The organism is Desulfurobacterium crinifex (genome assembly GCF_054656775.1).
Window position 1 is genome coordinate 738,754 of sequence record NZ_BAAHXO010000004.1, and the last position, 24,408, is coordinate 763,161.

At 38.5% G+C, this 24,408-nt stretch carries 30 protein-coding genes; 21 read left to right on the forward strand and 9 right to left on the reverse strand.

What is annotated here, in order from left to right:
- Window position 1: 1 nt before the first annotated feature.
- From ACYQ3A_RS05855 to ACYQ3A_RS05875, 5 genes are read right to left on the reverse strand one after another with little or no spacing between them, the layout of a single operon-like run.
- Complete coding sequence (locus ACYQ3A_RS05855; protein WP_459896227.1) at window positions 2-796, reverse strand: flagellar biosynthetic protein FliR; 795 nt, start codon at window positions 794-796, stop codon at window positions 2-4.
- Window position 797: 1 nt separating this feature from the next.
- Window positions 798-1,802, reverse strand: coding sequence for a hypothetical protein (locus tag ACYQ3A_RS05860; RefSeq protein WP_459896228.1), 1,005 nt, complete (start codon window positions 1,800-1,802; stop codon window positions 798-800).
- A complete protein-coding gene (locus ACYQ3A_RS05865; protein WP_459896229.1) occupies window positions 1,789-3,384 on the reverse strand; it encodes a hypothetical protein in 1,596 nt (531 codons plus the stop codon). Before ACYQ3A_RS05865 ends, ACYQ3A_RS05860 begins: the two co-directional genes overlap by 14 nt.
- A complete protein-coding gene (locus ACYQ3A_RS05870; RefSeq protein ID WP_459896230.1) occupies window positions 3,384-4,250 on the reverse strand; it encodes a hypothetical protein in 867 nt (288 codons plus the stop codon). The genes ACYQ3A_RS05865 and ACYQ3A_RS05870 overlap by 1 nt, the downstream gene beginning before the upstream one ends.
- On the reverse strand, window positions 4,172-4,759 hold the full coding sequence (locus ACYQ3A_RS05875; RefSeq protein ID WP_459896231.1) for a lytic transglycosylase domain-containing protein: 588 nt from the start codon (window positions 4,757-4,759) through the stop codon (window positions 4,172-4,174). The genes ACYQ3A_RS05870 and ACYQ3A_RS05875 overlap by 79 nt, the downstream gene beginning before the upstream one ends.
- On the opposite strand from ACYQ3A_RS05875, the gene fliP reads away from it, so the two are divergent.
- The 18 genes from fliP (at window position 4,708) to ACYQ3A_RS11345 (ending at window position 20,548) form a co-directional block, all read left to right on the forward strand.
- A complete protein-coding gene (gene fliP / locus ACYQ3A_RS05880; protein ID WP_459896232.1) occupies window positions 4,708-5,367 on the forward strand; it encodes a flagellar type III secretion system pore protein FliP in 660 nt (219 codons plus the stop codon). The genes ACYQ3A_RS05875 and fliP overlap by 52 nt on opposite strands.
- A gap of 10 nt (window positions 5,368-5,377) precedes the next feature.
- Window positions 5,378-5,635 (forward strand): EscU/YscU/HrcU family type III secretion system export apparatus switch protein, encoded by a 258-nt coding sequence (locus ACYQ3A_RS05885; RefSeq protein WP_459896233.1) that lies wholly within the window; start codon window positions 5,378-5,380, stop codon window positions 5,633-5,635.
- A 217-nt stretch (window positions 5,636-5,852) separates the two neighbouring features.
- Window positions 5,853-7,151: a polymer-forming cytoskeletal protein gene (locus ACYQ3A_RS05890; RefSeq protein ID WP_459896235.1), complete on the forward strand. Its 1,299-nt coding sequence runs from the start codon at window positions 5,853-5,855 to the stop codon at window positions 7,149-7,151.
- Window positions 7,152-7,297: 146 nt separating this feature from the next.
- Window positions 7,298-8,350, forward strand: a complete 1,053-nt coding sequence (gene mnmA, locus ACYQ3A_RS05895; RefSeq protein WP_459896236.1) for a tRNA 2-thiouridine(34) synthase MnmA — start codon at window positions 7,298-7,300, stop codon at window positions 8,348-8,350.
- The gene (locus ACYQ3A_RS05900; RefSeq protein ID WP_459896237.1) at window positions 8,332-8,772 is read left to right on the forward strand and encodes a F0F1 ATP synthase subunit B; all 441 of its coding nucleotides are present in this window, start codon (window positions 8,332-8,334) and stop codon (window positions 8,770-8,772) included. The genes mnmA and ACYQ3A_RS05900 overlap by 19 nt, the downstream gene beginning before the upstream one ends.
- Window positions 8,773-8,781: 9 nt before the next feature.
- Window positions 8,782-9,255, forward strand: a complete 474-nt coding sequence (locus ACYQ3A_RS05905; protein ID WP_459896238.1) for a F0F1 ATP synthase subunit B — start codon at window positions 8,782-8,784, stop codon at window positions 9,253-9,255.
- Window positions 9,256-9,266: 11 nt separating this feature from the next.
- The gene (gene atpH / locus ACYQ3A_RS05910; protein ID WP_459896239.1) at window positions 9,267-9,800 is read left to right on the forward strand and encodes an ATP synthase F1 subunit delta; all 534 of its coding nucleotides are present in this window, start codon (window positions 9,267-9,269) and stop codon (window positions 9,798-9,800) included.
- Between the two features lie 26 nt (window positions 9,801-9,826).
- Window positions 9,827-11,335 carry a F0F1 ATP synthase subunit alpha gene (gene atpA / locus ACYQ3A_RS05915; protein ID WP_459896240.1) on the forward strand — a complete coding sequence of 503 codons (1,509 nt, stop codon included), beginning with the start codon at window positions 9,827-9,829 and terminating at the stop codon, window positions 11,333-11,335.
- A gap of 14 nt (window positions 11,336-11,349) precedes the next feature.
- Window positions 11,350-12,210 carry an ATP synthase F1 subunit gamma gene (gene atpG / locus ACYQ3A_RS05920; RefSeq protein WP_459896242.1) on the forward strand — a complete coding sequence of 287 codons (861 nt, stop codon included), beginning with the start codon at window positions 11,350-11,352 and terminating at the stop codon, window positions 12,208-12,210.
- A gap of 14 nt (window positions 12,211-12,224) precedes the next feature.
- A complete protein-coding gene (atpD, locus tag ACYQ3A_RS05925; protein WP_459896243.1) occupies window positions 12,225-13,667 on the forward strand; it encodes a F0F1 ATP synthase subunit beta in 1,443 nt (480 codons plus the stop codon).
- 10 nt (window positions 13,668-13,677) lie between these two features.
- Window positions 13,678-14,103 (forward strand): F0F1 ATP synthase subunit delta/epsilon, encoded by a 426-nt coding sequence (locus ACYQ3A_RS05930; RefSeq protein ID WP_459896244.1) that lies wholly within the window; start codon window positions 13,678-13,680, stop codon window positions 14,101-14,103.
- 241 nt (window positions 14,104-14,344) lie between these two features.
- Window positions 14,345-14,773 (forward strand): 50S ribosomal protein L13, encoded by a 429-nt coding sequence (gene rplM, locus ACYQ3A_RS05935; RefSeq protein WP_459896245.1) that lies wholly within the window; start codon window positions 14,345-14,347, stop codon window positions 14,771-14,773.
- A gap of 11 nt (window positions 14,774-14,784) precedes the next feature.
- Complete coding sequence (gene rpsI, locus ACYQ3A_RS05940; protein WP_459896246.1) at window positions 14,785-15,195, forward strand: 30S ribosomal protein S9; 411 nt, start codon at window positions 14,785-14,787, stop codon at window positions 15,193-15,195.
- Window positions 15,167-16,216: an N-acetyl-gamma-glutamyl-phosphate reductase gene (gene argC / locus ACYQ3A_RS05945; protein WP_459896247.1), complete on the forward strand. Its 1,050-nt coding sequence runs from the start codon at window positions 15,167-15,169 to the stop codon at window positions 16,214-16,216. The genes rpsI and argC overlap by 29 nt, the downstream gene beginning before the upstream one ends.
- A 39-nt stretch (window positions 16,217-16,255) precedes the next feature.
- The gene (locus ACYQ3A_RS05950; RefSeq protein WP_459896248.1) at window positions 16,256-16,798 is read left to right on the forward strand and encodes a Uma2 family endonuclease; all 543 of its coding nucleotides are present in this window, start codon (window positions 16,256-16,258) and stop codon (window positions 16,796-16,798) included.
- A 162-nt stretch (window positions 16,799-16,960) separates the two neighbouring features.
- Complete coding sequence (uvrA, locus tag ACYQ3A_RS05955; protein ID WP_459896249.1) at window positions 16,961-19,771, forward strand: excinuclease ABC subunit UvrA; 2,811 nt, start codon at window positions 16,961-16,963, stop codon at window positions 19,769-19,771.
- A 158-nt stretch (window positions 19,772-19,929) separates the two neighbouring features.
- Window positions 19,930-20,316, forward strand: a complete 387-nt coding sequence (locus ACYQ3A_RS05960; RefSeq protein ID WP_459896250.1) for a hypothetical protein — start codon at window positions 19,930-19,932, stop codon at window positions 20,314-20,316.
- A gap of 127 nt (window positions 20,317-20,443) precedes the next feature.
- Window positions 20,444-20,548, forward strand: a complete 105-nt coding sequence (locus ACYQ3A_RS11345; RefSeq protein ID WP_487247223.1) for a DUF2188 domain-containing protein — start codon at window positions 20,444-20,446, stop codon at window positions 20,546-20,548.
- 66 nt (window positions 20,549-20,614) lie between these two features.
- Here the strand turns inward: ACYQ3A_RS11345 and ACYQ3A_RS05965 are convergent, their stop codons facing one another.
- From ACYQ3A_RS05965 to ACYQ3A_RS05980, 4 genes are all read right to left on the reverse strand, one after another.
- A complete protein-coding gene (locus ACYQ3A_RS05965; RefSeq protein WP_459896251.1) occupies window positions 20,615-21,334 on the reverse strand; it encodes a C-GCAxxG-C-C family (seleno)protein in 720 nt (239 codons plus the stop codon).
- A gap of 194 nt (window positions 21,335-21,528) precedes the next feature.
- The gene (locus ACYQ3A_RS05970; protein WP_459896252.1) at window positions 21,529-21,870 is read right to left on the reverse strand and encodes a YMGG-like glycine zipper-containing protein; all 342 of its coding nucleotides are present in this window, start codon (window positions 21,868-21,870) and stop codon (window positions 21,529-21,531) included.
- Window positions 21,845-22,180 (reverse strand): septation protein SpoVG family protein, encoded by a 336-nt coding sequence (locus ACYQ3A_RS05975; protein WP_459896253.1) that lies wholly within the window; start codon window positions 22,178-22,180, stop codon window positions 21,845-21,847. Before ACYQ3A_RS05975 ends, ACYQ3A_RS05970 begins: the two co-directional genes overlap by 26 nt.
- Window positions 22,177-22,614, reverse strand: a complete 438-nt coding sequence (locus ACYQ3A_RS05980; protein ID WP_459896254.1) for an antitoxin AF2212-like protein — start codon at window positions 22,612-22,614, stop codon at window positions 22,177-22,179. The genes ACYQ3A_RS05975 and ACYQ3A_RS05980 overlap by 4 nt, the downstream gene beginning before the upstream one ends.
- A 55-nt stretch (window positions 22,615-22,669) precedes the next feature.
- Here ACYQ3A_RS05980 and ACYQ3A_RS05985 point away from each other — a divergent pair, with 55 nt between their 5' ends.
- From ACYQ3A_RS05985 to ACYQ3A_RS05995, 3 genes are read left to right on the forward strand one after another with little or no spacing between them, the layout of a single operon-like run.
- Window positions 22,670-23,326, forward strand: coding sequence for a phosphoribosyltransferase (locus ACYQ3A_RS05985; protein ID WP_459896255.1), 657 nt, complete (start codon window positions 22,670-22,672; stop codon window positions 23,324-23,326).
- Window positions 23,323-23,697: a cytidine deaminase gene (gene cdd, locus ACYQ3A_RS05990; protein ID WP_459896256.1), complete on the forward strand. Its 375-nt coding sequence runs from the start codon at window positions 23,323-23,325 to the stop codon at window positions 23,695-23,697. The genes ACYQ3A_RS05985 and cdd overlap by 4 nt, the downstream gene beginning before the upstream one ends.
- A 37-nt stretch (window positions 23,698-23,734) precedes the next feature.
- Complete coding sequence (locus ACYQ3A_RS05995) at window positions 23,735-24,406, forward strand: response regulator transcription factor (RefSeq protein WP_459896257.1); 672 nt, start codon at window positions 23,735-23,737, stop codon at window positions 24,404-24,406.
- Window positions 24,407-24,408 lie beyond the last annotated feature (2 nt).

A 24,408-nucleotide genomic window follows, 5' to 3' on the forward strand; every position in this document is an offset into this window, starting at 1 on the left:
ACTATGGCGGGGAGAGGAATTTTACAAGAAGGTGAATTTCCCCTTTTAAAGTATCGTACATTATCTCCATCATGTAAGGAACGATCAGAGCAAAGAAAAGGATAACTATAGAGAGCTGAACAGGAATTGCTACAAAGAAGACGTTCATTTGAGGCATTATCCTTGCTACTAAAGCTAAGGAAACATTAAATATGAGAACCATAATTATTATTGGTGAGGCTATTTGAAATCCTAAGGAAAAAGATTGATTGAACTTTTCTACGAGTAACCATAGAAGAGAGTCATCTATTTGGCAATGAAATGGAGGATATTTTAAAAAGCTTATATAAAGTGTGTATATCATCATATTTACAAACCCACCTATAACAAAAAGCATTAACATTGCTATAAGGAGAAATCTACCTATGATAACTGACTGACCTGCTGTTGGATCAAAGATGTGTGCCATTGCAAATCCACCTACTGTTCCTATCATGTCACCAGCAAAAACAGCGGCAGTGAAGAAAAATCTTATCCATAAAGTTACAACAAACCCAAAGAAGATTTCATTTAAGATTCCTAAGGTCAAAGTTAATGGAGAATCCAAGAGTTTTGTATCAAAAAGAATCCCTTTCTCTATGAGAAGAGGTGTTAATATTAAAGCTAAAAAAAGATTAAAGATAACTTTTACTGGCATTGGAAAAGCAGGATGACTGATTACAGGAATAAACGACACAATACTTGTAACCCTTATAAGAACGAGTAAGAAAGTTAACAGAAAAACTTTATACTGAAAAACTAAGTTTAAATCAAACATCTTAAACTGTTATATCAACTTCCACTGGTATGTTCTCAAACTGAAGTTCTGGAAGCTCCGGAGCTCGATTGGTGTATGTAACTTTTACCTTATATTTGTTCCCTAAGAAATCTATTATATCTTTCTGACTTTTCCTTAGCTTTTCAATTAGCTCTTCTGATTCAGAAGTAAAATCAATTCTAAAAGATTTCTCTTGTTTATCAAACAGAATAGAAACCTTTAATTTACCGTACTTCTCAAGGTCAAGTACTATAACTACCGTTAGGAATCCCTGTTGGTAAAAGTTCTTTAATTCTTCTTTATTTATGAAAAGTTCAGCTTTATTGAATGGAGGTAGTGGAAGAAATAGAGGAACTAAGAAAAGATTTTTGGAAAGAATATTTGAAATGGTGTATGACTCTAATAGATTTAAAGACTTTGAAATAGTAATTACTTCATTTCCAGAAGCTTTTGAAAACTCTGAGAGGAGTTTCGCCTTTAGGTCATTTTTTATGTTTTCTAAGTTTCCTCTATAAAGTTTATTTTCTAAAAAAAGCCCACTGTTTTCTATTATATTTCTAACAAATTGAGGTGTTATATCGCTTTCGTTTTTAATAGAAATTCGGCTAATCAGGGAGAAAATTGTTTCTCTTGCTGTAAAATGTTTTACAAAAAAGTCCTTAAAATTGACAACTTTTGTTTCCAAAAGTTTTAGAATTATTTCTGTGGATGTATCTTTTACAAGAACCAAAATATTTTTGCCAACTTCTGGAGTTAAATAACTATTCCACCGAGCTTTAACCTTAAAACTTCCAAAATCTACTTCTACCTCCTTCCCCTTTTCTCCGTTAAAGACCGCAATAATTTTTCCTTTCAGAATATCCCCTGGCCTTAGCCTTATGGATTCTGTAGCACTTGAGGAAGAAGAAATTGCAGAGCTTCCTTTAACCTTAGAGGATATATGAAACTCAGTAATCCTTCCTGTTTTCTCTGTTCCTATCAATCTTTCCACTCTATCTGGTGGCAATGTTGAGCTCCTTTCTTATCCTTAACATCCATCTTTGGATGGTAGCTATATCTATGGGCTTTTTTCTCCGCTTTACAGCAAACTGAAGGTAATTCACTATTGGTAAACTGTCTTCATCCTCAATCATATTTAATTGGTAAAAAGCCCCCTTCATATCTTTTATCTTATCATACTCTCCATTCCTGTAAAGAAGTAACTCGTAGAAAACGAAGTTCAGATAATTGTTTTCCGCAGGTTCAAAGTTCTCTATGCCACTATAGAATCTAAGTATATTAGTTTCATCAAAATTTGACAAATAAAGGGGGAGAAAGTTTAGACCTTTCTTTTCTTTTAAGGCTTTAAAGAATGTTTTTTTGGCCTTTTGTAGATCCTTTTTTACTTTAAGGAGATAAACAAGTTTAAGGCAACTGTCTAGGTTAGGAGAGTTAAAGGCTTCTTTTGGAATACTTTTTAGACTAAAAAATATGTAATACATTGTTGTTTGGTTAGGAATTAAAGAATAGTCAAGTTTTCCAGAATCTTTCACTCTTTTTGCATCTTCATAAGATAGAAAGTCCACAAGGGAAGCAAAAAGATAACTTCTTCCTTTTTTTGAAAGTTGTTTAAGATTTAGACCAAAAAGCTTTTCTAAATTATAGAAAAGATAAACTATCTCTTTTTTATTTTTTTTCCTAAATTCATAAGGAATATGGAGATTAAAAAGGAGAGTTACATACTCATTTAAGTTTACTCTATATTTCTTAGCCAGCTCAATGGTTTTAATACCTTTCTTAAAGAGCGTATGGTCTAAAATTTTAAATTTCTTAGTTAGATAGTCCAAATAAATCTTGAAAATGTCTTTTGATGGAGGAGCAAGAGTTAAGCTAAAGAGAAAATTTTCAGGATCGGTAACTACTTTCACATTTTCACCTGTAAGAAGGGAGGTATGAATCAGATACATTTTTACAAGTCTTGGCTTGAAAGTGGGGTAGAGAAGATAAATTCTATAGAAAAGTCTAAAAGCACTTTCAAAATCTTCTTTTCTGTAAAAACACATGGCAACTCGAAAAACGCTTTTAGGAGTTAGGACAAAATCTGGATAGGCTGAAAGTAAATGTGAAATGAATTTAAGACCTATTTTGCATTTTCCAATCTTTATTGCTTGTTCTACGTAAACAGGAATTTTTTCAGGAGGGATAATAAGAATGAAGTTATCCCAGTTTTTTACAAATTCTTGAAGAGCCTTTTGGGGATTTTCCAGCAGTAAGAAGTAGTTCTTTATCAACTTAAACTTTCTTTTTTCTGTAGATGTTAGATTTTCTATATTAATTTGACGAATAGTTTCCTTTAGCTGAGTGGTATTTCCCAATTTGAAGAGAGATTCAGCATAAAGAAAAAGGAACCTGTCAGTAATCTTCCTGCTTTTTACTCTGCTTAAATTTTTCTTTACAAAGGAGGCACACTTTACAGGATCTTCTTTTGAACAAATAGAAATCGCATTTAGGAAGATACCCATTTCCTCTTCTTTTTCTTCAGTCGCCGCAAAAGGAGAAATAAAGGAAAAACTTACAAGAATTAGTACAATAACTATTAATCTGAACATCAACCTTCCTTAAGTTTATTAAGTATTTCTCTTTGTCTTTCTATGAGGAATTTACGAAGATACGATTTTTCCTTTTCAGGAACTTTTATTTTAAGGACATAAGTTTTAAGACTGTCTTTTCTGTTTCTAACAGTAATCACTTCAGAATCAGGAATTAGCATTTTTTTACCATCTGGAAACCGTAATACTACCCCGAAGATGTCTCCAGGTAAAAGAGGAAGAGGTTTATGAATGAATGAACATGCTTCTTCGTTTATATCGTTAACTGCTGCAACTATTGGCTCTTGATCTACTTTCATAACAAGGTAGATTGGTTCCTTAGGATTAACTTCCACGCGAAACAGTTGCCGTGAATATTTTATTGGTTTTCCTTTAAGTATAACAACAAGTGTTTCTTTTCTCAAATCTACCTTTTCTACTTCTCCTATTAGAAGGTATTTTTCATCGTTGCTAAGAAGTAAAACTTCGTTTCCTTTTTCTAAACATCTCCATACAAAAACAAAGTTGGGAGAGCTAAGTATTACTTTATCACCTTCTATTGCTTCTACTTTAAAATCAACATTTACTTCAACAAAAATTCCTTCATCCTTTAGAAAGCACCTTACTTTTGCTGTAACTTTGTCTTGAGGTAGAAGTTCAATGATATTTATATCCGTTTCTTCTTTTTTGTCTTTAGAATGCATTGGTTTTTTTTCTTGTGGAGGTTCTTTCTTTTCCTCAAATATGGAATCGATAACTTTATCTATTGATTCAGCCAACTTATCTATAGGAGGCTTTTCTCTTTCCATCATCTGTTCGTCTCTCCGTAGGATTTCAACTTCTGCAAAACCTTCTTGAGATAACTTCTCTTTCCGTTGTATCTCCATATTGCTTCTGGATAGCCGTACTTATTTAGAAGCCTTCTAAGGATAAAGGCACCAAAAAGAGCATTATAGCTTGCATCCAAGAAGGCTTCCGGGGGAAGATTATACTTCTCTATCCACAGTCTGTTTATCTGCATTAGCCCCACATCATAGTTATAACCTTTCATATGCAAAAATTTTAACATTTTTTTTGCAACTTTTTCGGAAGAAGATTTTATGATAGTTCCTCTTTGGTAATGAATGCATTTAGCATTGGTAGGACAGGTTACCTTTTTTCCGTTTACATTAATTACTAAGGGATCAAAAGAGGACTCAACATCTGCTACTGCAACTAATAACTCAAAGGGAATCTGATAGTAAAAAGAGGCAAGATAAAGAGATTTTCCTACACCTGCAATTGTTGAAGAGATAGGAAAAAAAAGTATAATAAAAAACATTCTGTAGAAAGGAGGCAAATATTTTGCCAGTTTCAGCTTTGCCGGCAGAATTAAGTCAAAGTCTTGCAACTTCATTGAAACTTCTCCTTATTCTCACCGTTCTTACTATTTTACCAACTATAATCATAGCAATGACTTCTTTTACCCGTATAGTCATTGTTTTAGCCCTTCTCCGTCAGGCAATAGGAACTCCTACAACTCCTCCGGCAATAGTGATTGTTACGTTGAGCTTAATTCTTACAGGATTTATTATGAGGCCTACTTTAGAAGAACTTAATAAAGTTGCGTTGCAACCTTATATGGCTAAAGAAATAAGCGAAATTGAACTTTTGCAGAGAGGTATAAAGCCATTTCAAGAGTTTATGTTAAAGAATACTAGAAAGAAAGATTTGAAGTTTTTTTTAGAACTTGCTAATGTTAAAGTGAACTCACCTGAAGAAATTCCTTTAACTGTTCTCATTCCTGCTTTCTTGGTAAGTGAACTTACTGTGGCTTTTCAAATAGTCTTTGTTGTTTACCTTCCATTTTTATTAGTTGATATAATAGTTGCCAGTATACTTATGTCTTTGGGAATGATGATGCTTCCTCCAGTAATGGTCTCTCTGCCCATAAAAATACTTTTGTTTATAGCAGTGGATGGTTGGGAACTTCTGATAGGTTCTATTGTAAGAAGTTACTACTAAGGGGAAAGGGATGGGAGACATAAAGAAAGCGGTTGCTTTAAAGTATAATCTTGAAGTTGACAATGCTCCAAAGCTCATAGCTAAGGGAGAAAAGGAAATTGCTGAAAAAATAATTAAAATTGCTAAAGAAAATGGAATACCTATTTATGAAGATCCGTATCTTATTTCTATTCTCTATAAGCTTGATTTTTATGAAGAAATTCCTGAAGAAGTTTATGAAGCAGTTGCTGCTATCTTGGCAACTATTTACAAAGCCACTAAAAAGTAAGTTTACTTTTAGATTGTTAAGGGTTGTTTGCCCTAAATGAAAGTTTTTCATTTTTTACATCAGTTTGAGCTATACTTAGAACATCTAAATCTTGATAGTAAGTATTTCCTTGCTTTCTTCTTTTCCTAACTCATTAACTTCAACTCTAATTTTGATGACTGCCGCTGATATGGTATACTTTTTACGGTTGATAAGAAGGGGAGAGGAAAGAGAGGAAATGAAAGTTTATGTTATTCAACTTTTTGCAACAAAGTCAGAAGAAGAAGCTCTGAAACTTTTTAAATCGTTAAAAACAAAAGGTCTTCCTGTACGCGTAGATAAAGTAAACGACTGGTATAAGATCCGAATTGGTAACTTTAAAAGTTACGAAGAAGCAAAAAAAGCCTTTTTAGACTATAACCTTGAAAATAAAGGATATATAACTTTCATCGATTACGAACCATCTCGAACAATTCTAAGATCAGAAGAAAAAGCTAATAATGACGAATCTTCCAATCAAACTGTTGTACAAGTTACTGACTCAGAACAATCTTATGACGATGAAAGCTTTACTTCTTCAGAAGAAGAAAAGTTTTCTAAAAAGTCTACTTCAGAATACGAAAGCGTAAATAAAACGGCGGAAGCCGTAAGTGTTTACGGTGAGCCAACTCATCAACAAGTTGCTGAAAAAAAAGTGAAAACTGCTCTTATATCGGGAGAAAGAAAGGAGGAAGGGATGGATTTTTGGGGTATAGTTCCTTTATTAATTCTTGTGGTGCTTTTTTTATTAATTGTGAAATTGGTTTCAAAGAGAATTAGAAAAAAGGATAATTCTGAAGTTAAAGCAACGAAGCAGGCTGTTGCTAAGAAACTGCCGAAGGAGGAAAGTAAAGAAATGAAAGTAGAAAAGGAAAAGGAGAAAGCTGCACGTGTATCAACAGATGCAGAGAGAAAACAGATAGTATCTTTTGAAGAAAAAGGTTCTATACTTTCTTATGGCAAATTGGTTATAGGAGAATCAGCATTTATAAATGGAAGTATTAGTTCAAAAGACGCTGTAATTATAGGAGATAATTCTACTCTGAAAGGAACTGTAAAAGCAGAAAAATATGTGAAGCTCGGAAAGAATGTTAAAAGTGGAAAAATAACGGCTCCCATTGTTCATACTATAAGAAATGAAGAAGTTCCTAAGGTGCCTCAGACGGAAACTCCAATAGCTGGTGGTATAAAAAGTAGTGGTGACTTAGAACTTTCCAATGGTTTATTGATTCAAGGGAATGTGGAAGTTGATGGAAATTTAAAGATAGGAAAGAAGAGCAAAATATTCGGAAATGTCGTGGCGAAAAGAGTGATAATAGATGAAGGTACCTTTATATCTGGTAAAGTTTCTGCTCATCAAGATGTAGAACTCAAGAATGGCGTGATTGTGGGAACCGCACCAGGCAAAGGAGAAGTTATAGCTGGAGGAACAGTGAAAATAGGTAGTAGCGTTGCTGTATTTGGTAACGTTGATGCTAAGCAGATAGTAACTGAATAATCTCTACACCCCTTGACAAACTGTTAATGAGAACTATTATTAATACCAGACACCCCCTATCCCCCTCCCTCCTCCCCATGATTCTCAGGGGCGCCTCCCAGGCGCCCTTCTTTTTTTATCCATTATTGTGGTATAACTTTCCTGCCATGAAGAAAGTAGTTCTTGGATTCAGCGGTGGAGTGGATAGTTTTTATACGGCTTATCTTTGGAAGAGTCAAGGGCATACCGTCTTCCCAATCTATTTTAAACTTCTTCCCCATGCTTCCACTGAGAAGGCAGAAAGAAGTGCTTCCATTCTTGGTTTAAGGTTGACAGTCATTGATCTTTCAGATGAGTTCAGAAAACAGGTTATAGACTACTTCATTGAGTATTACAGAATGGGCTTAACTCCCAATCCATGCGCTACCTGCAATAGAGATATTAAGTTGAAGTATTTATACAAACTTTCTGAAGAGCTAAAAGCAGACTTTATCTCCACAGGGCATTATGCAAAAGTCGAGTATTTTCGTGAGTGGGGAAAGAATTTAGTCTTGCGCGGGAAAGACAAAAGGAAAGAGCAGTCCTACTTTCTATCTCTTGTGGAAAGCTTCGTTCTCCAGAAGTTGGTTCTGCCACTGGGTGATTTTACAAAGGAAGAAGTGATTAAGAAAGCCAAAGCACTTGGATTTCCTTTTGAGAGTGAAAGTCAGGATGTCTGTTTCATAGAGGGACATTATGTTGATTTTCTTGAGAAGTTTATAGAGTCCCAGCCGGGTCTCTTTGTCCTTCCAGATGGAACTCCTGTTGGGAAACATAAAGGGTATTATAGGTATACTGTTGGCCAACGGAGAGGGCTTGGGATTTCCTACGGTAAGCCTCTCTACGTTGTGTCTATAGATGCTGAAAGAAATTGGGTTGTTGTGGGAGAAAAGGAAGAAATACAAAAGGACGTTATCTACGTTAGAAACGTTAATTGGCATTTAGACTATGAAGATATCAAAAAGTTTGATACTATTCAGGCTCAAATTAGGTACCGTTCAAGACCTGTTGAGGTAGAGAAGATAGACTATTTAAAAAATGGAATTTATTGTGTAAAATTAGCGGCGAAAGTTGAGGCACCTGCACCGGGGCAGGTGTGTGCTTTTTACAGCAATGAGCTCCTCCTGGGAGGAGGCGAAATAACGACAGAAGGAGAAGTGGGATGGAAGGAAGTATTGTAGCCATTGACTGGACTCTGATTGTCCAGGCAGTAAACTTCCTTGTTTTCATGGTTCTGATTAACAAGTTCCTCTTCCAGCCTCTTCTAAACCTCATGGAAGAGAGGGAGAAGGAGTTAGGAGCACATCACTCTGAAGTTGAGGCTCTAAAGCGGAAGGCAGAGGAGCTCCTGAAAGAAGTGGAAGAGCTTCTAAATGAAGCGAGGGCAAAAGCGAAATTAATCATCGATGAGGCTGTAAAGGAAGCAAAAGTTGAAAGAGATAGGATACTCAAAGCAGCCCATGAGGAAGCTTCTGCAAGGATAGAGAAAGCAAAGAAGGAAATATGGAGTACTTTTGAAGCTGAAAAGGTGAAGCTTGAGTCTGAAGCTGAGAAGATAGCTGAGGAGATAGTAGAAAAAATTCTTGGCAAAAAGGCAGCTTAAGGGGGTAAAATGGAGCACGGATCTCACCTTTTGTTCTGGAAAACAGTAAACACAGTAATACTGATAGCCATTCTTTACTATCTGTTGAAAAAACCGATTTCAAAGTTTATTTCTGACGGTATTAATGCAATTGCAAGTAAGTTTGAAAGAGCAAAACAGGAAAAAGAAGAGGCTCTTAGCTTGTTGAAGGAAGCGGAGAAAAAATCACAGGAAGCCAGAGCAGAAGCAGAAAGAATTGTTAAGTACTCTCAGGAGCTTGCTGAAAAAGAGAAACAACAGATAATTGCTGAAGCGAAGGTTACAGCAGAAAGAGTTATTAAGATGGCAGATGAAGAGATAGAAAAAGAGGTTTATAAAGCCAAGGAAGAGCTCAAAAAATTTGCAGCGATGAAGGCAGTTGAGCTGGCTGAGAAGAAACTAAAGACTGCTATAGATCCTGAGACAAATAAAAAACTTATTGAATCCAGCCTTCAAAAGCTTTAGGAGGGATCAAGTTGAGACTGGAAGTAAGAATTGCAAGAAGGTATGCAAAGGCTCTGGCGGATGTTCTACCTACGGAGAGATTGGAGAAGATAAACGAGGAAATTAAAACTCTGATTTCCCTGCTTGATGACAAAGCCATCAGGTACTTCAGAAGTCCAGTTGTTCCTCTTGAAAAGAAAAAAGGTTTAATGGAGCAAATTTTAGAGAAAGCTGGGGTGTCTGAGGAACTTAAAAAGGTTCTACTTCTCATGGCTCAAAAAGACAGACTTGGAATCATCAGGGAATTTGCTTCCGAATTTGAGAAGTTTGTTGACTTCCGTCTTGGAATTGTTAAGGCAGAGATTGTCAGTGCTGTCGAGATCGATGAGGAGACCCTTTCCAGAATTAAGGAGAAAATTGAGAATCTCTTTGGGAAGAAAGCAGAGATAACAGTAAAACTTGATCCCTCCCTTATTGGTGGATTCATAGTTAAAGTTGCTGACAAAGTTCTTGATGCTTCCATAAAGACTCAGCTTGAGATGCTCAAGAAGGCAATAGCAGATTAACATAAAAAAATTAGCGAGGTGAAGGGATGCAGATCAGAGCAGAGGAAATTTCAGAACTAATAAGAAAACAGATTGAAGAGTTTGAAGCATCCGTTAAGCTTGATGAGACCGGTATCGTAATCAAAGTAGGTGACGGTGTAGCAAGAGTTTATGGTCTGGAAAATGTAGAATACGGTGAAGTTGTAGAGTTTGAGGACGGAACAGAAGGTGTAGCTTTTAACCTGGAAGAGGACAACGTTGGTGTCGTTCTCTTAGGAGAAGGAAGAGGAATTGTAGAGGGAGGTAAGGCAAAGAGAACAGGTAGAATCCTTGATATGCCTGTAGGTGATGGACTCATTGGTAGAGTTCTCGATCCTCTTGGAAGACCTATTGATGGTAAGGGTGACATTGAGTACGTAGAAAGAAGGGCTGTTGAGCGTATTGCTCCAGGTCTTGTTACAAGGAAACCTGTTCATGAGCCACTCCAGACTGGTATTAAAGCTATTGACGCTCTCATTCCGATAGGTAGAGGACAGAGAGAGCTTATTATTGGTGATAGACAGACAGGTAAAACAACAATTGCCATAGACACAATTCTCAACCAGAAAAGGGAAGGTGTTATCTGTGTTTATTGTGCCATCGGTCAGAAGAGATCAACTGTAGCTCAGACAATTCAGCTCCTTAAAGAACACGGAGCTATGGATTATACAATTGTTATCTCTGCTACAGCTTCTGACCCAGCTGCACTCCAGTACCTTGCTCCATACTCTGCAGTTACAGTTGCTGAGTACTTCAGGGATACAGGAAGGGCTGCTCTTATCATTTATGACGACCTTTCAAAGCAGGCAGTTGCTTACAGGGAAATGTCCCTTCTCCTCAGACGTCCACCAGGAAGGGAGGCTTACCCTGGAGACGTTTTCTATCTTCACTCAAGACTTCTTGAAAGGGCTGCTAAGCTCAATGACCAGCTTGGAGCTGGTTCACTGACTGCTCTTCCAATCATCGAAACAAAGGCTGGAGACATTTCAGCTTACATTCCTACAAACGTTATCTCCATTACTGACGGTCAGATCTTCCTTGAGACAGACCTCTTCTACAAGGGTCAGAGACCAGCCATCAACGTAGATCTTTCCGTTTCAAGGGTTGGTGGTGCTGCTCAGATCAAAGCAATGAAGCAGGTTGCTGGTAAGCTGAGGCTCGAGCTTGCAAGGTATAGAGAGCTTGAAGCGTTTGCGCAGTTTGCTTCAGACCTTGACCCTGCAACAAGGGCTCAGCTTGAACGTGGTAGAAGAATGATGGAACTTCTCAAGCAGCCACCTTACAGCCCAATTCCTGTTGAAAAACAGATTGTTGCATTCTTTGCTGCAATTAATGGATACCTTGACGATATTCCAGTTGAAGCTGTTACAAAGTTTGAAAGAGAGCTCTACGCGTTCATGGATGCCAAGCATCCTGAGATCCTTAAAGAGATTCTGGAGAAAAAGCAGCTTGATGACGACCTGACCCAGAAACTCCACGCCGCCATCAAGGAGTTCAAGGCTACATTCACAGCCTAATTGAGAGGTAAAAAATGCCTGGAATGAGAGAAATAAAAGCTAAGATAAAGAGTCTGAAAGGGACAAAGCGGATCACCGCTGCTATGAAAGCGGTGTCCGCTGCTAAACTCCGTAAAGCTCAGACTGACCTTTTCAACGTTCGTCCCTATGCCAACGTAATGAAAGGAATTGTTGAGGGGCTCTACCTGAGAGAGAATCCTGCAATTCACTCTATTTTCAAAGTTAGACCTGTTAGGAGAATTGAACTTGTTGTTTTCAGTTCAGATAAAGGTTTGTGTGGAGCTTTTAACGCTAACATAATCAGATCTGTCAACAAGTTTGCCCGTGAAAAGAGTGAGCAGGGTATAGAGATAAGCCTTACAACTGTTGGTAACAAGGCGAGCCAGTTCTTCACAAAGTATTCAGACCTCAAAGTTCGTAAAGAGATAAGGGATATCTTCAGAAGAATTGGTCTTCCTCTTGCGAACGAAATAAGCGAGGATCTCTACCTCGGTTACATTTCTGAGTATTTTGATGAGGTGTATCTCGTTTACAACAGATTTGTGAATGCTCTTACCCAGGAAGTAACCTTTGAAAGAATACTTCCACTTTCAGTTGAGATTGAAGAAGGAACACCAGTTGCTGAATACACAGTTGGTCCAGATGAGTCGGTAGTTGAGGAGGCGGTAAAGTCTTACGTTTCTTCTATTGTTCTTAAAGCTCTTAAAGAATCAGAGACTTCTGAACATGCTGCAAGAATGACTGCTATGGACAACGCTACAAAGAACACGGAAGACTTAATCAAAAAGCTCACAATTTCCTTTAACAAGGCAAGACAGGCTGCGATTACGAAGGAGCTTATCGAAATTACGACTGCTATTGAAGCAATGAAATAATTGGGAGGATAGATATGGCAGAACATAAAGGAAAGATCGTTCAGATTGTTGGGCCTGTTATAGATGTTGAATTCCCTGATGGGCATCTTCCAAAGATTTATCATGCTCTTAGAGTTCCGAATGTTAAGCAGATTACATGGGATGGTAAGGTAACTACTGGTGACCTTATGCTTGAGGTTCACCAGCAGCTTGGTGAGAACAGGGTTAGATGTGTTGCTTTTGGTGCTACTGAGGGTCTCAAGAGGGGAATGGAAGTAATCGACACAGGTGACTACCTGAAGGTTCCTGTTGGACATGCTACAAGAGGTAGAATCTTCAACGTTGTTGGGGAACCTATTGACGATCAAGGACCAGTTGAAGCTGAAGAGTACTGGCCAATTCACAGACCAACACCTCCTCTTACAGAACAAAAATCCACAGCAGAAATCTTTGAAACAGGTATTAAGGTTATTGACCTTCTTGAACCTTATGCAAAGGGTGGAAAGACAGGGCTCTTTGGTGGTGCTGGAGTTGGAAAGACGGTTCTCCTTATGGAGCTTATCCACAACGTTGCAATGAAGCACGGTGGTTTTTCCGTTTTCGCTGGTGTTGGTGAGAGAACAAGGGAAGGTACAGACCTCTGGCTTGAAATGAAAGAATCTGGCGTTCTTCCAAACACAGTTCTTGTTTACGGTCAGATGAACGAGCCACCAGGAAACAGGTGGCGTGTTGCAATGACCGGTGTTACAATGGCTGAATACTTCAGGGATGTTGAAGGAAGAGATGTTCTCTTCTTCGTTGACAACATGTTCAGATTTATCCAGGCAGGTTCTGAAGTTTCAGCCCTTCTCGGAAGGATTCCATCTGAGGTTGGTTACCAACCAACACTTGCAACAGAAGTAGGTGCTATTCAGGAGAGGATTACTTCAACAACAAAGGGGTCAATTACTTCTGTTCAGGCTATTTACGTTCCTGCTGACGACTTTACAGACCCAGCACCATTTACACTCTTTGCCCACCTTGATGCTACAACAGTTCTTTCAAGGGCACTTGCAGAGCAGGGTATTTACCCAGCTGTTGACCCACTCGAGTCAACATCAAGGATGCTTGATCCTCAAATTGTTGGTGAGAGACACTACAGGGTTGCAAGGGAAGTTCAGAGATATCTTCAGAGATACAAAGAACTTCTTGAAATCATTGCTATCCTCGGTATGGAAGAGCTTTCTGAAGAGGATAAGTTGGTTGTTCACAGGGCAAGGAGAATCCAGCTCTTCCTCACACAGCCGTTCCATGTTGCTGAAGTCTTTACAGGTATGCCAGGTAAGTACGTAACAATCGAAGAGACAATTGAGGGATTTGAGAAGATCATTAGCGGTGAGCTTGATCACCTTCCAGAAAACGCCTTCTACATGGTTGGTAACATTGAAGAGGCAATCGAGAAGGGTGAAAAGCTCATGAAAGAAGCTGGAGCTAAGTAAGGGGTGAATAATGGCTACTGTTAGAGGAATTCCAGCAGAAATGGATCTTTTAATAGCTTCGTCCACGGGAAAACACATTGAAGCAAAAGCGAAAGAAATTTACATAGAGACAGACGATGGTGACCTTGGTATTCTGCCGGGTCACCAGCCTGAATTCTATTCAGTTGGTGCAGGATTTGTGAAGTTTAAAGACAGTGAAGGTAATGAGGTTACGAAGATTCTCTTTAAAGGTTTTGTTCAGATAGAGTCAGACATTGTGAGAATAGGTGTTGAGGATATCTACGAACCTGGAGAGATTAACGTAGAGGAAGTTGAAAAGAAGATTGCTGAGTTAAAAGAAAAGCTTTCGTCTCTTTCTGAAGAGGACGAAGAGGCTCGTCATAAATTAGAGTCCGAAATTGCACAAAGAGAAAATCTCATTAAGAAGGCCCGTTAAGGGCCTTTTTCCTTTAAATCCTCCCTCCTTCTAAAAGTATTTAAAAACTCCTCCTTAAAGTTTACTCTACTACTATCCCCTCCTATAAGGATTAGAATTTAGCTTTCTCAAAAGGAAAAATTCTGTATTTTTCATCTTCTATTCCCTACTTCTTGACAATTCTTATCTACTTTAGTAAATTTCCGCTTGCCCGCTACATTTTCGGCGTTTAAGAAAAACGCCACTATTTGGAGGAAAACTGATGAAAACCTTCATGCTGAGGAAGGAAGACGTACAGAGAGACTGGTACGTTGTAGATGCTGCTGGTAAAACGCTTGGAAGGCTTGCAAGCGAGATTGCAAGAATCCTCATGGGTAAGCACAAGCCTACCTACACTCCGCATGTTGACAACGGGGACTTCATTATCGTTGTTAACGCTGAAAAGATCCATGTAACAGGAAAAAAGCTTGACAAGAAAATCTACTACAAACACACAGGTTACATGGGACACCTCAAGGAAACAACTCTCAGAGAAATGCTCCAGAAGAAGCCTGAAGAGGTTATCAGGCTTGCTGTAAGGGGTATGCTTCCAAAGAACAAGCTCAGGGACAGAAGAATGAAAAGACTTAAAGTTTATGCAGGTCCTGAGCATCCACATGCAGCACAAAACCCTAAACCCCTTGAGCTTTAATGGAGGATTAAATGGCGGAAGTTAGATATTACGGAACTGGTAAGAGAAAAACAGCAATTGCAAGGGTTTGGCTTGTTCCAAATGGTGAAGGAAAGATAACTATTAAGCTTTCTAAGAATAAAGCCATTCCTGCTGAAGAATACTTTGGCAGGCTTGCTCTTTTAAAGATAATGCAGCAACCATTTGATATTACAGGAACTAATGGAAGGTTTGATGTAATTTGCACAGTGAATGGTGGTGGTAAGTCTGCTCAAGCTGATGCTGTAAAGTACGGTATTGCAAAAGCTCTCCTTGCATTCAACCCTGAGTTAAGGCAAACTCTTAAGAAGGCAGGATTCCTCACAAGGGACGCAAGAATCAAGGAGAGGAAGAAGTACGGACAGAGAGGAGCTCGTGCAAGATACCAGTGGTCCAAGCGTTAAGGTATCTATTATCGGTGGTTCTGGATATACAGGGGCGGAGCTTCTCCGCCTCTTACTCTTTCATCCGTTTACAGATGTAGTTTCTGTAATCTCAAGGCAGTTTGAAGGTCAAAAAGTTACAGAAATTTTCTCCCACCTTTCAAAAAGTCCTTACGAGAATCTGGCCTTTGAAAACTACAATTCTGAAAAAATTGCTGAAATTTCAGATGTCGTTTTCTGCTGTCTTCCACACAAAGCCGCATTTCCAATTGTTAAAGAACTTTATGAAATGAAACCTGAACTGAAAATCATCGACTTCAGTGCTGATTTTCGTTTTAAAGATGCGGAAAGGTATGAAAAAGTTTATGGTGTAGAGCATACAGCAAAAGAACTCTTTGAAAAAGCTGCTTATGGACTTCCGGAAATAAACAGAGAAGAGATAAAAAAGAAAAACATCATCGCGAATCCTGGTTGCTATCCAACAAGTATTATTCTGGGACTCTATCCTGCAAGAGTTAACAATCTTATAGATTCCTCTTTTCCCGTTATTGCTGATAGCAAATCTGGAGTAACAGGAGCTGGCAGGAAATCCACCTTAGCTTTTACCTACTGTGAAGTAAATGAATCCTTTAGAGCTTACAGTGTAGAAGGGCATAGACATGCTCCAGAGATTGCAGAGAAATTGGATTTAAGTTCTGTCAGGTTTACTCCCCACCTTGTTCCGATGAATAGGGGAATCCTCTCAACCGTATACTTCAAAACAGATGCTACAAAAGAAGAGCTGAAAGAGATTTACAAAGAGTTTTACAAAGATGAGTACTTTATAAGATTAAAGGATAATCCACCCAAAACCTCCGACGTTGCAGGAACAAACTTCTGCGATATTTACGTAACAAAAGACGAAGAAAACGGGCTTGGAATTGTTGTCTCAGTCATTGATAACATAGGGAAAGGGGCTTCCAGTCAGGCTGTTCAAAATATGAACATTGTCTGCGGTTTTCCAGAGACTACCGGTCTTGAGATTTTCAGCCAGTGGATATAGTTTTATCCATAGATTTAGAACAGATTTAAGGGTAAATCAATGTCTTTAGCAGAAAAATACCTTCCTTATTACACTTATGAGGACTATAAACAATGGGAAGGAGATTGGGAACTGATAAACGGTATTCCCTACGCAATGGCTCCTTCACCTTTTAAAAAGCATCAATTAGTGGCTGTAAAGATAGTAAATCAAATATTTGAGCAATTAAAGAGTTGTCCAGAAGACTGTCAGGTAATTTTTGAGGTTGACTGGATAATAAGCAGAGATACAGTTGTTCGTCCTGATATTCTCGTTGTCTGTGGTGATGAATCCGAGGATTTTGTCAGAAAAACTCCGGAAGTTGTGTTTGAAATTGTTTCTGAATCCTCTTCCAGAAAAGACGAAAACCTAAAATTTGAACTTTATGAAAAAGAAGGAGTAAAGTATTATGCTCTCGTCTATCCAGAAGAAAAGAGATTAAAGGTCTATAAGCTAATAAATGGTAGGTTCATAAATATTTTTGATAGAAATAAAGGAACCTTCTCTTTTAGTGTTAAATGTACATTTACGTTAAATTTAGACGAATTATGGGAAAGATTTTAAGTTCATCGTAAAGTTTTTCAAGTTTTAGATTATGAATGCCTGCAGAAGGTGTTCATGAATTGCTTTAGTTTCTTCCTACCTTAGTTGTTACCTATCTTTGGCTTCTCTAACTCTGGGATTTCTCCTAAATTTTCTTTTGTAAACTTATTGAGGTAGAGTGGATTGAAGGACAAAATTGTTATCAAAGGTGCACGTCAACACAATTTAAAGAACATTGATCTTGAAATTCCCAAGAATAGTTTGGTTGTTATTACTGGGGTTTCTGGTTCAGGAAAGTCTTCCCTTGCCTTTGACACTCTCTATGCTGAAGGACAGAGGCGTTATGTTGAAAGTCTTTCCGCCTATGCAAGGCAGTTCCTTGAACTTATGGAAAAGCCAGATGTTGACCTGATAGAGGGACTCTCTCCTGCCATCTCCATTGAGCAGAAGACAGTTTCTAAGAATCCCCGTTCAACAGTTGGGACAGCGACAGAGATTCACGACTATTTGAGGGTTCTCTTTGCAAGAGCTGGAACGCCCTACTGCCCAAAGTGTAACGTTCCTATTGAGCCCCAGACTGTTCAGGAGATAGTTGACAGGATTTTAAAACTTGAAGGGAAAAGGATAATTATCATTTCTCCTGTTGTAAGAGAAAGAAAGGGAGAACATAGAGAACTGATAGAGAGAATTTTCAGACTGGGATTTAGAAGGCTTAGAATTGATGGGAAAGAGTACAGAATAGAAGAAGCTTTAAATCTCAAGCTTGAGAAGAAAGTAAAACATACAATAGAAGTAATTGTTGATAGGTTAAAAGTAAATCCAAAGGATAAAACGAGAATTGCAGACTCTGTTGAGATAGCAGTAAATCTCTCTGAAGGTCTTGTTACGCTGCAGGATTACGATACAAAAGAGGAAGAGACTTTTTCAACAAAGGGTGCCTGTCCTATCTGTGGATTTAGCTACAGAGAAATTTCTCCAAGACTATTTTCTTTCAACAGTCCCCTTGGAGCATGTCCTGAGTGTGGAGGACTTGGCTTTAGGCTTGCAATCGATCCAGACCTTTTAATTGACTGGGATAAACCGATTATAGAAGCTATTGAGCTTATTGAAAAAGCAAAATTTGAGTACTTACAGGATTTAATAGAAACAGGATGTGAGTATTTAGGAATTTCTTCCTATACGAAGATTTTTGAATTATTAAAGAAGGAATTAGATTTCCTTTTTTATGCAGAAAAGCAAGGAATAAGGGTTTTTAACACAATTCCTTATAGCCGTGGAAACTATAGACCTTACTACTTTGAAGGAATAATCAGACACCTTGAAAGACGGTATATGGAATCGGAGTCTGATTACGTTAAGGAGTTGATAGAGCCTTACCTTAGGGAAGTTACGTGTGAGAAGTGTAAGGGAAGAAGGTTAAATGAAGAAGCTCTCTCTGTGAAAATTGAAGGACTTAATATTGCTGAAGTTGAATCTATGAGTGTTAAAGAGTGTTATGAGTTCTTCAAGAGGGTGAAGTTTTCAGGTCGAAAAGCAATTGTTGCTGAAAGAATTCTGAGAGAGGTTAAGAACAGACTTGAGTTTCTCCTTGACGTTGGTCTTGATTACTTAACACTTGATAGGAGAACCTCTACCCTTTCAGGTGGAGAATCCCAGAGAATAAGGCTTGCAACTCAAATTGGTTCAAGGCTTACAGGAGTTCTCTATGTTCTTGATGAGCCAAGTATAGGTCTTCATCAGAGAGATAATAGAAGACTTATTGATACCCTTAAAGGTTTGAGGGATCTTGGTAATACTGTTGTTGTTGTTGAACATGACATTGAAACCATAGAGAGTGCTGATTTTATCGTTGATATGGGGCCAGGTGCTGGAGTCCATGGTGGTGAAGTTGTTGCTGTAGGAACGCCGGAAGAGATAAAGAGTAGTGAGAGATCTCTGACGGGTAAGTACCTCTCTGGTAAGCTGAAGATTGAAGTTCCCAAAGAGAGGAGAAAACCTGGAGATAAGTGGTTGCGGATAGTTGGTGCAAGGGAACATAACCTTAAAAACATTACCGTTGAGATTCCATTAGGACTTTTTGTCTGTGTTACAGGAGTTTCAGGATCGGGAAAATCAACCCTCATAAATGAGATTCTTTACAAATCCTTAGCAAGAGAGATTTACAAGAGTAAAGTTGTTCCGGGAGCACATGATAGGATTGAGGGACTTGAGTTTGTTGATAAGGTTGTGAGAGTTGATCAATCTCCAATTGGCAGGACTCCAAGATCAAACCCAGCCACTTATGTAGATGTTTTTACACATATTAGGGAGCTCTTTTCTGCAACTCCAGAAGCAAGGGCAAGAGGTTATAAAAAGGGAAGATTTTCATTTAACGTTCCCGGTGGAAGGTGTGAGGCCTGTAAGGGTGATGGAGTTGTAAAGATTGAGATGCACTTTTTGCCAGATGTCTATGTAACCTGTGAAACTTGCGGTGGAAAGCGTTACAACAGGGAAACTCTTGAGATTACTTACAAGGGTAAGAACATCTACGACGTCCTTGAGATGACAGTTGAAGAGGCTATGGAGTTTTTCAGGAACCATCCAAAAATCTTGAACAAGCTTCAAACCCTTTACGATGTGGGGCTTGGATATATAAAGCTTGGACAACCTGCAACGACCCTTTCAGGTGGCGAAGCACAGAGGATAAAGCTTGCAAAAGAGCTTTCTAAAAAAGGGACGGGAAAAACCGTTTACATCCTCGATGAACCAACAACGGGACTTCACATCCACGATATAAAGAAACTAATAGACGTCCTCCAGAGGCTTGTGGATAAAGGTAATACAGTAATAGTCATTGAACACAACCTTGACTTTATAAAGTGTGCCGATTGGATAATTGATCTTGGTCCCGAAGGAGGAGACGCAGGTGGCAGGGTAATTGTAACAGGTTCACCTGAGGAAGTAGCAAAAACTGATACATGGACAGGAAAGTTCTTGAAGGAAATTCTGTGGTAAGATAAAAATAGAGATGATTGCAAATACGGAGGAGTTGTGAGAAAAAAAAGAAAAACCATAACTGTAGATAAGAAACTTACAATTTCCTGAAAGAACAAAAAGAAAAATTCCATCTAACTTACGATGAGCTTTTAAGGAAACTTGTTGAAGCAACTGCTTTGGAACTTGAAGAATTGCATCCTGAGGTGGAAGTTGTAGTTAAACCTCCCGATACTTTTCCCAAAACGATAGAAGTTTCTCTTCCGATTAATCTTCCAGAGGCTGGAATAATTCTTCCAGAGCCATTAGAAAAGGAAATCAAAGTTTATGCCGCAAAGAGGAAAATTTCTCTTAATAAGGCAGTAATAGAGCTCCTTTCACTTTCTCTACATTTTCAGAAAAAAAGCTACATACTGATTTCCGACGAAACAGAAGAAAGAATAAAAGAGCTCATTGAAAAACTTCCAAAAGATAAGAGGGAAAGTTTTAAAAGAGAACTACAGAAAATAGTAACGTTTTACATAAATAAACTTATTTCAAAGTACAAAAAGAAAATAAAGCACTGAATAAAAAAATTGCCTGGTTTTTAAATTATTGTGGGGGAAGATTTCTTAGGTGGCAAGTCGGGTTTTAATAGTTTTGAGATTAAGTGGCTAATGACTAAAAAAATCAGCATGTAGTTCTTCACCCTGGATGGTAAAAGCGACAAAGGTTACCAAAACACAGAAAGAAGCTATAGAGATAGCAGGAGAAATAGCTAAAACTGAAAAGGCTACAGTGAACGACCTTGTTGAGTAGATTCTTGACAGTGACAGAGTATTAACATTCTAAAGGTGCGCCCCGGCGCACCTCTAATTTAAGACTTTAAGTCTTTTTTTGTGTGTGACACTCTCTGCAATCCATTTTTGTTTTATTCATTCCTTTTACATTGACAGGAATAAATGTGCCTTTATGGTAACTGTTGAGAAGTTCAACTGCTTTCCTTGCTACACTGGCGGAAAGCCTTGCACATCTTTCTGATCTTTCCTTGCTATTGTAAACGATAGGTCTCTTGAAGTGTTCAGTTGCTGCTTTACACCACTTCATTACAGAGACGTGGCATAGAGGAGAGGATGAGATGCTCTTTGGATAAGATTCTTTTCCTTTGGGTGTGTAGTCTGGAAGAGGTGTTTTCTGATACCAATTGTAGAGTGCATCAATTACTTTAGCGTAGTCTTTACATGTCAGTGTGATAATTCCAGCGGCGCCATTCAGAGCTCCACAAAGTGTTCCCCAACCGACGACTCCCCCTTTTCCGTAAACGTAGAGTTCAGAAGGAATGTATTTGTAGGGAGCTCCAATTTTCTCTTTAAGTTCGTCAAGTATTGATGCAAATACAGCGTATGCACAATGTCCTTTGTGGTAGTAAACATAGGCTCTATTTGCAATTTTTTCCGGGTCAAGTTCAACGTATGGGTAGGGAAGTGAATCTTCGTTTTTTGAAGCTTTTGAAATGGGAAGTGTTTTTGCGAGCGATAGTCCTGATAATCCAACTATTCCAAGTCCTGCCTGGAAACTTAGAGAGAAGAAATTTCTTCTGTCCATGGTTCCTCCCTTTTGATTTTAAAATATCTCGTAAAAAACACATTAATAAATTTATGTGGATTAGTCAAATTGTAAGTTTATCTTGTTTGAAGTTTATAAAAGCTACCAGTTTATTCAGCGGTAAAGTCAGTTGTGTATAAATTCCCCAATATTCGAAGATATTTCAATGATTGCAGGACTTTTTAAGAGTGCAATTAATTCGTTTCTGGAGCAGGTTGGTTGTCTACCGTGTACCAGTTTTCTTTTACGTGAATAACTTTTCCATCCTTTGTTCTAACGTCGTATTCAGTTTCAGCTTGAACGGTGTGGGTATTCTGTTGGTCATTGCCGAGGACGTAGCCGAGAATTCCCCCTGCTATTGCTCCATAAAGAGCTGCATCTTTAGCATCTGCTTTGTAGTGTTTGTGGGTCGCAGCACCTACTGCAGTTCCTCCAAGGGCTCCAAGCATTGCTGCATCGGTTTTTGAAAGCTGTGTTGTTGTGCAGCCAGAGAGAATAAATCCTGCAACACTAAGTCTGAGGATTAACTTTTTCATCATACTTCCTCATAGCGGATTTGTAAGCATCGAGGATTTTTCTCCTTATATGTAAGTATAGATCTTTATTGAGAGGGTTAACAATGGGGACGAATTCACCTGTTCTTGTCTTTTTTGATGGCATCTGAATGAAGTAGCCATTGTTTGAATAGACTATCTTTATGTCTTTTATTTCCAGTATGTCATTAAGCTTTATGGAAGCAACCGCTTTTACATTTCCTCCAATTCCAGTTGTATCAAAGGGGTAAATCTTGACTTCTGTAACCTCAATGTTCATTACAGGAAGTCTTTCGAGCTCCTTCTTATTCACTTTATGGAGACTCCTTCTTCTATTGATTTGTAGATTTTGTTTCCCTGTTCTCTCCACCTTGAGAATCTTCTCTCTGAAATCACCTGAACGGGAAGGTAAACACCCTTTCTTTCATAGACGCTGAGAGCAACTTCCATTACGGGTTTAAGGCTTTCGAACTCGTCTGTAACCAGTACGAAGACTTCCAGTCCTTCTAAACCTGTTACAACCTTTATATCGTTAAAGGTAACCCTTGCTGCTACTTTTCTTGAAAACTCTAAAAGGGCTTCTTTTTTCTTCTCTTCAATTTCCAGCTGATTCCACCATGATGGTTTTTCTATTTCTTTGTTTTGATTATCCAGATAGACAGTTATTCCTTCTGTTCCATCAGGAATTTCCACATTTTCTAAAGGAACGAAGACGCCGTTCTTAAAAATAACTTTAACGGTTTTCATAGTCTTGAACCCGGATAATATTTGATAGGTAGGAATTTAATCTGAGGGGGAATAGATGGCTACTTTTAGAGACAGACTTCACGGGGGGATGGAACTTGCCAAGAATGTGTCTTTACCTTCTAATAGTGTGGTTTTTGCAATACCGCGGGGAGGAGTTCCTGTTGGTTATTCTCTTTCAAAGACTCTACAGATTCCTTTTGACATAATCGTTGTCAGGAAGCTTCCGATTCCCTGGAATCCTGAGGCCGGTTTTGGGGCGATAACCCTTGATAGGAAGATTGTTATCAATCCGGAGTTTGAAGGATATCTTGACAGAGAAACGATTGAACAGATTGCTTCTGAAGTTCATCGGGAGGTGATAAGGAGGAATCAGGTTTATAGAGGAGGGAAAGGTTACAGGAATCTAACAGGAAAAGTTGCTGTTGTTGTGGATGATGGTTTCGCTTCTGGCTATACAGCCATAGCTGCATATAACTTGTTGAAACAATTGAAGCCGGATGAGGTTTTAGCTGTTTCTCCCGTTTGCCCGAAGAATACGAGGGAGCTTCTTTTGAACCACTTTGACGACGTCTACTGTCTTGTGGAGAGTACAGAGCTGCCCTTTGCGGTTGCCAGCTTTTATGAGGACTTCCACGATCTGACAGATGAAGAGATTATGGAGTACATTGAGGATCTGAGGAGAGAGAACCTGCTCTGGATGGAGGAAGAATGAAAACAGCGGAACTGTTAAAAATAGCGAAGGAAGCAATAAATAAGTCTTACTGTCCCTATTCAAACTTTCATGTTTCAGCCGTTTTGATTGGGGAAAATGGAATCTATACAGGAGTAAACGTTGAGAACACTTCTTATGGATTGACAATCTGTGCTGAAAGGGTTGCTATATTCAAGGCTGTTTCCGAAGGGGAAAAGAGTTTTTCAAAGATGTTGGTTTATTCTCCAGATGGAATGCCCTACCCCTGTGGTGCCTGCAGGCAGGTTATGGCCGAGTTTTGCTCAGAAGATTTTGAGGTTGTGGTAACTAATGGGCAGGAATTTGAGCAGTTTACTCTTGGCGAGCTCATGCCTTTTAACTTTAAGTTATAATAACTCACCCATATAAATAAAGAGTCAGGAGAGGTAAATGGTAGTTTTACTCGTTGAGGATGATGAGGATCTTGGAGAACTTGTAAAGTATAACCTTGAAAAGAATCAGTTTAAGGTTGACTGGGTTCTTGATGGAAAAGAAGCGCTGGAAAGGATAAAGACCAACAGATACAATCTCATTATCCTTGACCTTATGCTTCCCGGAATCAGTGGACTTGATATCTGCAAAGAAATGAGGGAAAACCCAACTAATAAAGATGTTCCTGTAATTGTTCTAACAGCACTCTCAGATGAGGATACAAAAGTAAAAGGTTTTTCAATGGGAGCAGATGATTATGTAACAAAACCTTTTAGCATGAAGGAGCTCCTTGCCAGAATAGAGGCAGTCTTGAGAAGAGCAGGTTATGTTCGCAGGGATATTGTGGAATTTGAAGGGATAGTGTATGACAAAAAATCAAAGAGTGTTACTGTTGATGGCAACCCAATCTATTTAACAAAAACGGAGCTCCAGCTCCTTGAGTTCTTCCTTGAGCATCCGGAACAGCTCTTTTCCAGGGAGGAGCTCCTTGAGAAAATTTGGGGACACGACCATAACGAAACAACGAGGACAGTTGATGTCTATATAAGCAGATTGAGGAAGAAGCTGGGAGAAAAGGGTAAGTTTTTAAAAACACTACCGAGACTTGGCTATAAGCTAACGAGGGAGTAAGA

Bases quoted from the DNA above. Each gene is read 5' to 3' on its own strand.
- rpsI (WP_459896246.1), top strand. From the start codon at position 14,785: ATGGCGGAAGTTAGATATTACGGAACTGGTAAGAGAAAAACAGCAATT.
- atpG (WP_459896242.1), top strand. From the start codon at position 11,350: ATGCCTGGAATGAGAGAAATAAAAGCTAAGATAAAGAGTCTGAAAGGG.
- ACYQ3A_RS05965 (WP_459896251.1), bottom strand. From the start codon at position 21,334: ATGGACAGAAGAAATTTCTTCTCTCTAAGTTTCCAGGCAGGACTTGGA.
- ACYQ3A_RS05855 (WP_459896227.1), bottom strand. From the start codon at position 796: ATGTTTGATTTAAACTTAGTTTTTCAGTATAAAGTTTTTCTGTTAACT.
- atpD (WP_459896243.1), top strand. From the start codon at position 12,225: ATGGCAGAACATAAAGGAAAGATCGTTCAGATTGTTGGGCCTGTTATA.
- ACYQ3A_RS05870 (WP_459896230.1), bottom strand. From the start codon at position 4,250: ATGGAGATACAACGGAAAGAGAAGTTATCTCAAGAAGGTTTTGCAGAA.
- cdd (WP_459896256.1), top strand. From the start codon at position 23,323: ATGAAAACAGCGGAACTGTTAAAAATAGCGAAGGAAGCAATAAATAAG.
- ACYQ3A_RS05980 (WP_459896254.1), bottom strand. From the start codon at position 22,614: ATGAAAACCGTTAAAGTTATTTTTAAGAACGGCGTCTTCGTTCCTTTA.
- rplM (WP_459896245.1), top strand. From the start codon at position 14,345: ATGAAAACCTTCATGCTGAGGAAGGAAGACGTACAGAGAGACTGGTAC.
- ACYQ3A_RS05905 (WP_459896238.1), top strand. From the start codon at position 8,782: ATGGAGCACGGATCTCACCTTTTGTTCTGGAAAACAGTAAACACAGTA.
- mnmA (WP_459896236.1), top strand. From the start codon at position 7,298: ATGAAGAAAGTAGTTCTTGGATTCAGCGGTGGAGTGGATAGTTTTTAT.
- ACYQ3A_RS11345 (WP_487247223.1), top strand. From the start codon at position 20,444: ATGGTAAAAGCGACAAAGGTTACCAAAACACAGAAAGAAGCTATAGAG.
- ACYQ3A_RS05985 (WP_459896255.1), top strand. From the start codon at position 22,670: ATGGCTACTTTTAGAGACAGACTTCACGGGGGGATGGAACTTGCCAAG.
- ACYQ3A_RS05885 (WP_459896233.1), top strand. From the start codon at position 5,378: ATGGGAGACATAAAGAAAGCGGTTGCTTTAAAGTATAATCTTGAAGTT.
- ACYQ3A_RS05970 (WP_459896252.1), bottom strand. From the start codon at position 21,870: ATGAAAAAGTTAATCCTCAGACTTAGTGTTGCAGGATTTATTCTCTCT.
- ACYQ3A_RS05890 (WP_459896235.1), top strand. From the start codon at position 5,853: ATGAAAGTTTATGTTATTCAACTTTTTGCAACAAAGTCAGAAGAAGAA.
- atpA (WP_459896240.1), top strand. From the start codon at position 9,827: ATGCAGATCAGAGCAGAGGAAATTTCAGAACTAATAAGAAAACAGATT.
- ACYQ3A_RS05950 (WP_459896248.1), top strand. From the start codon at position 16,256: ATGTCTTTAGCAGAAAAATACCTTCCTTATTACACTTATGAGGACTAT.
- ACYQ3A_RS05930 (WP_459896244.1), top strand. From the start codon at position 13,678: ATGGCTACTGTTAGAGGAATTCCAGCAGAAATGGATCTTTTAATAGCT.
- ACYQ3A_RS05865 (WP_459896229.1), bottom strand. From the start codon at position 3,384: ATGTTCAGATTAATAGTTATTGTACTAATTCTTGTAAGTTTTTCCTTT.
- ACYQ3A_RS05995 (WP_459896257.1), top strand. From the start codon at position 23,735: ATGGTAGTTTTACTCGTTGAGGATGATGAGGATCTTGGAGAACTTGTA.
- ACYQ3A_RS05875 (WP_459896231.1), bottom strand. From the start codon at position 4,759: ATGAAGTTGCAAGACTTTGACTTAATTCTGCCGGCAAAGCTGAAACTG.
- ACYQ3A_RS05900 (WP_459896237.1), top strand. From the start codon at position 8,332: ATGGAAGGAAGTATTGTAGCCATTGACTGGACTCTGATTGTCCAGGCA.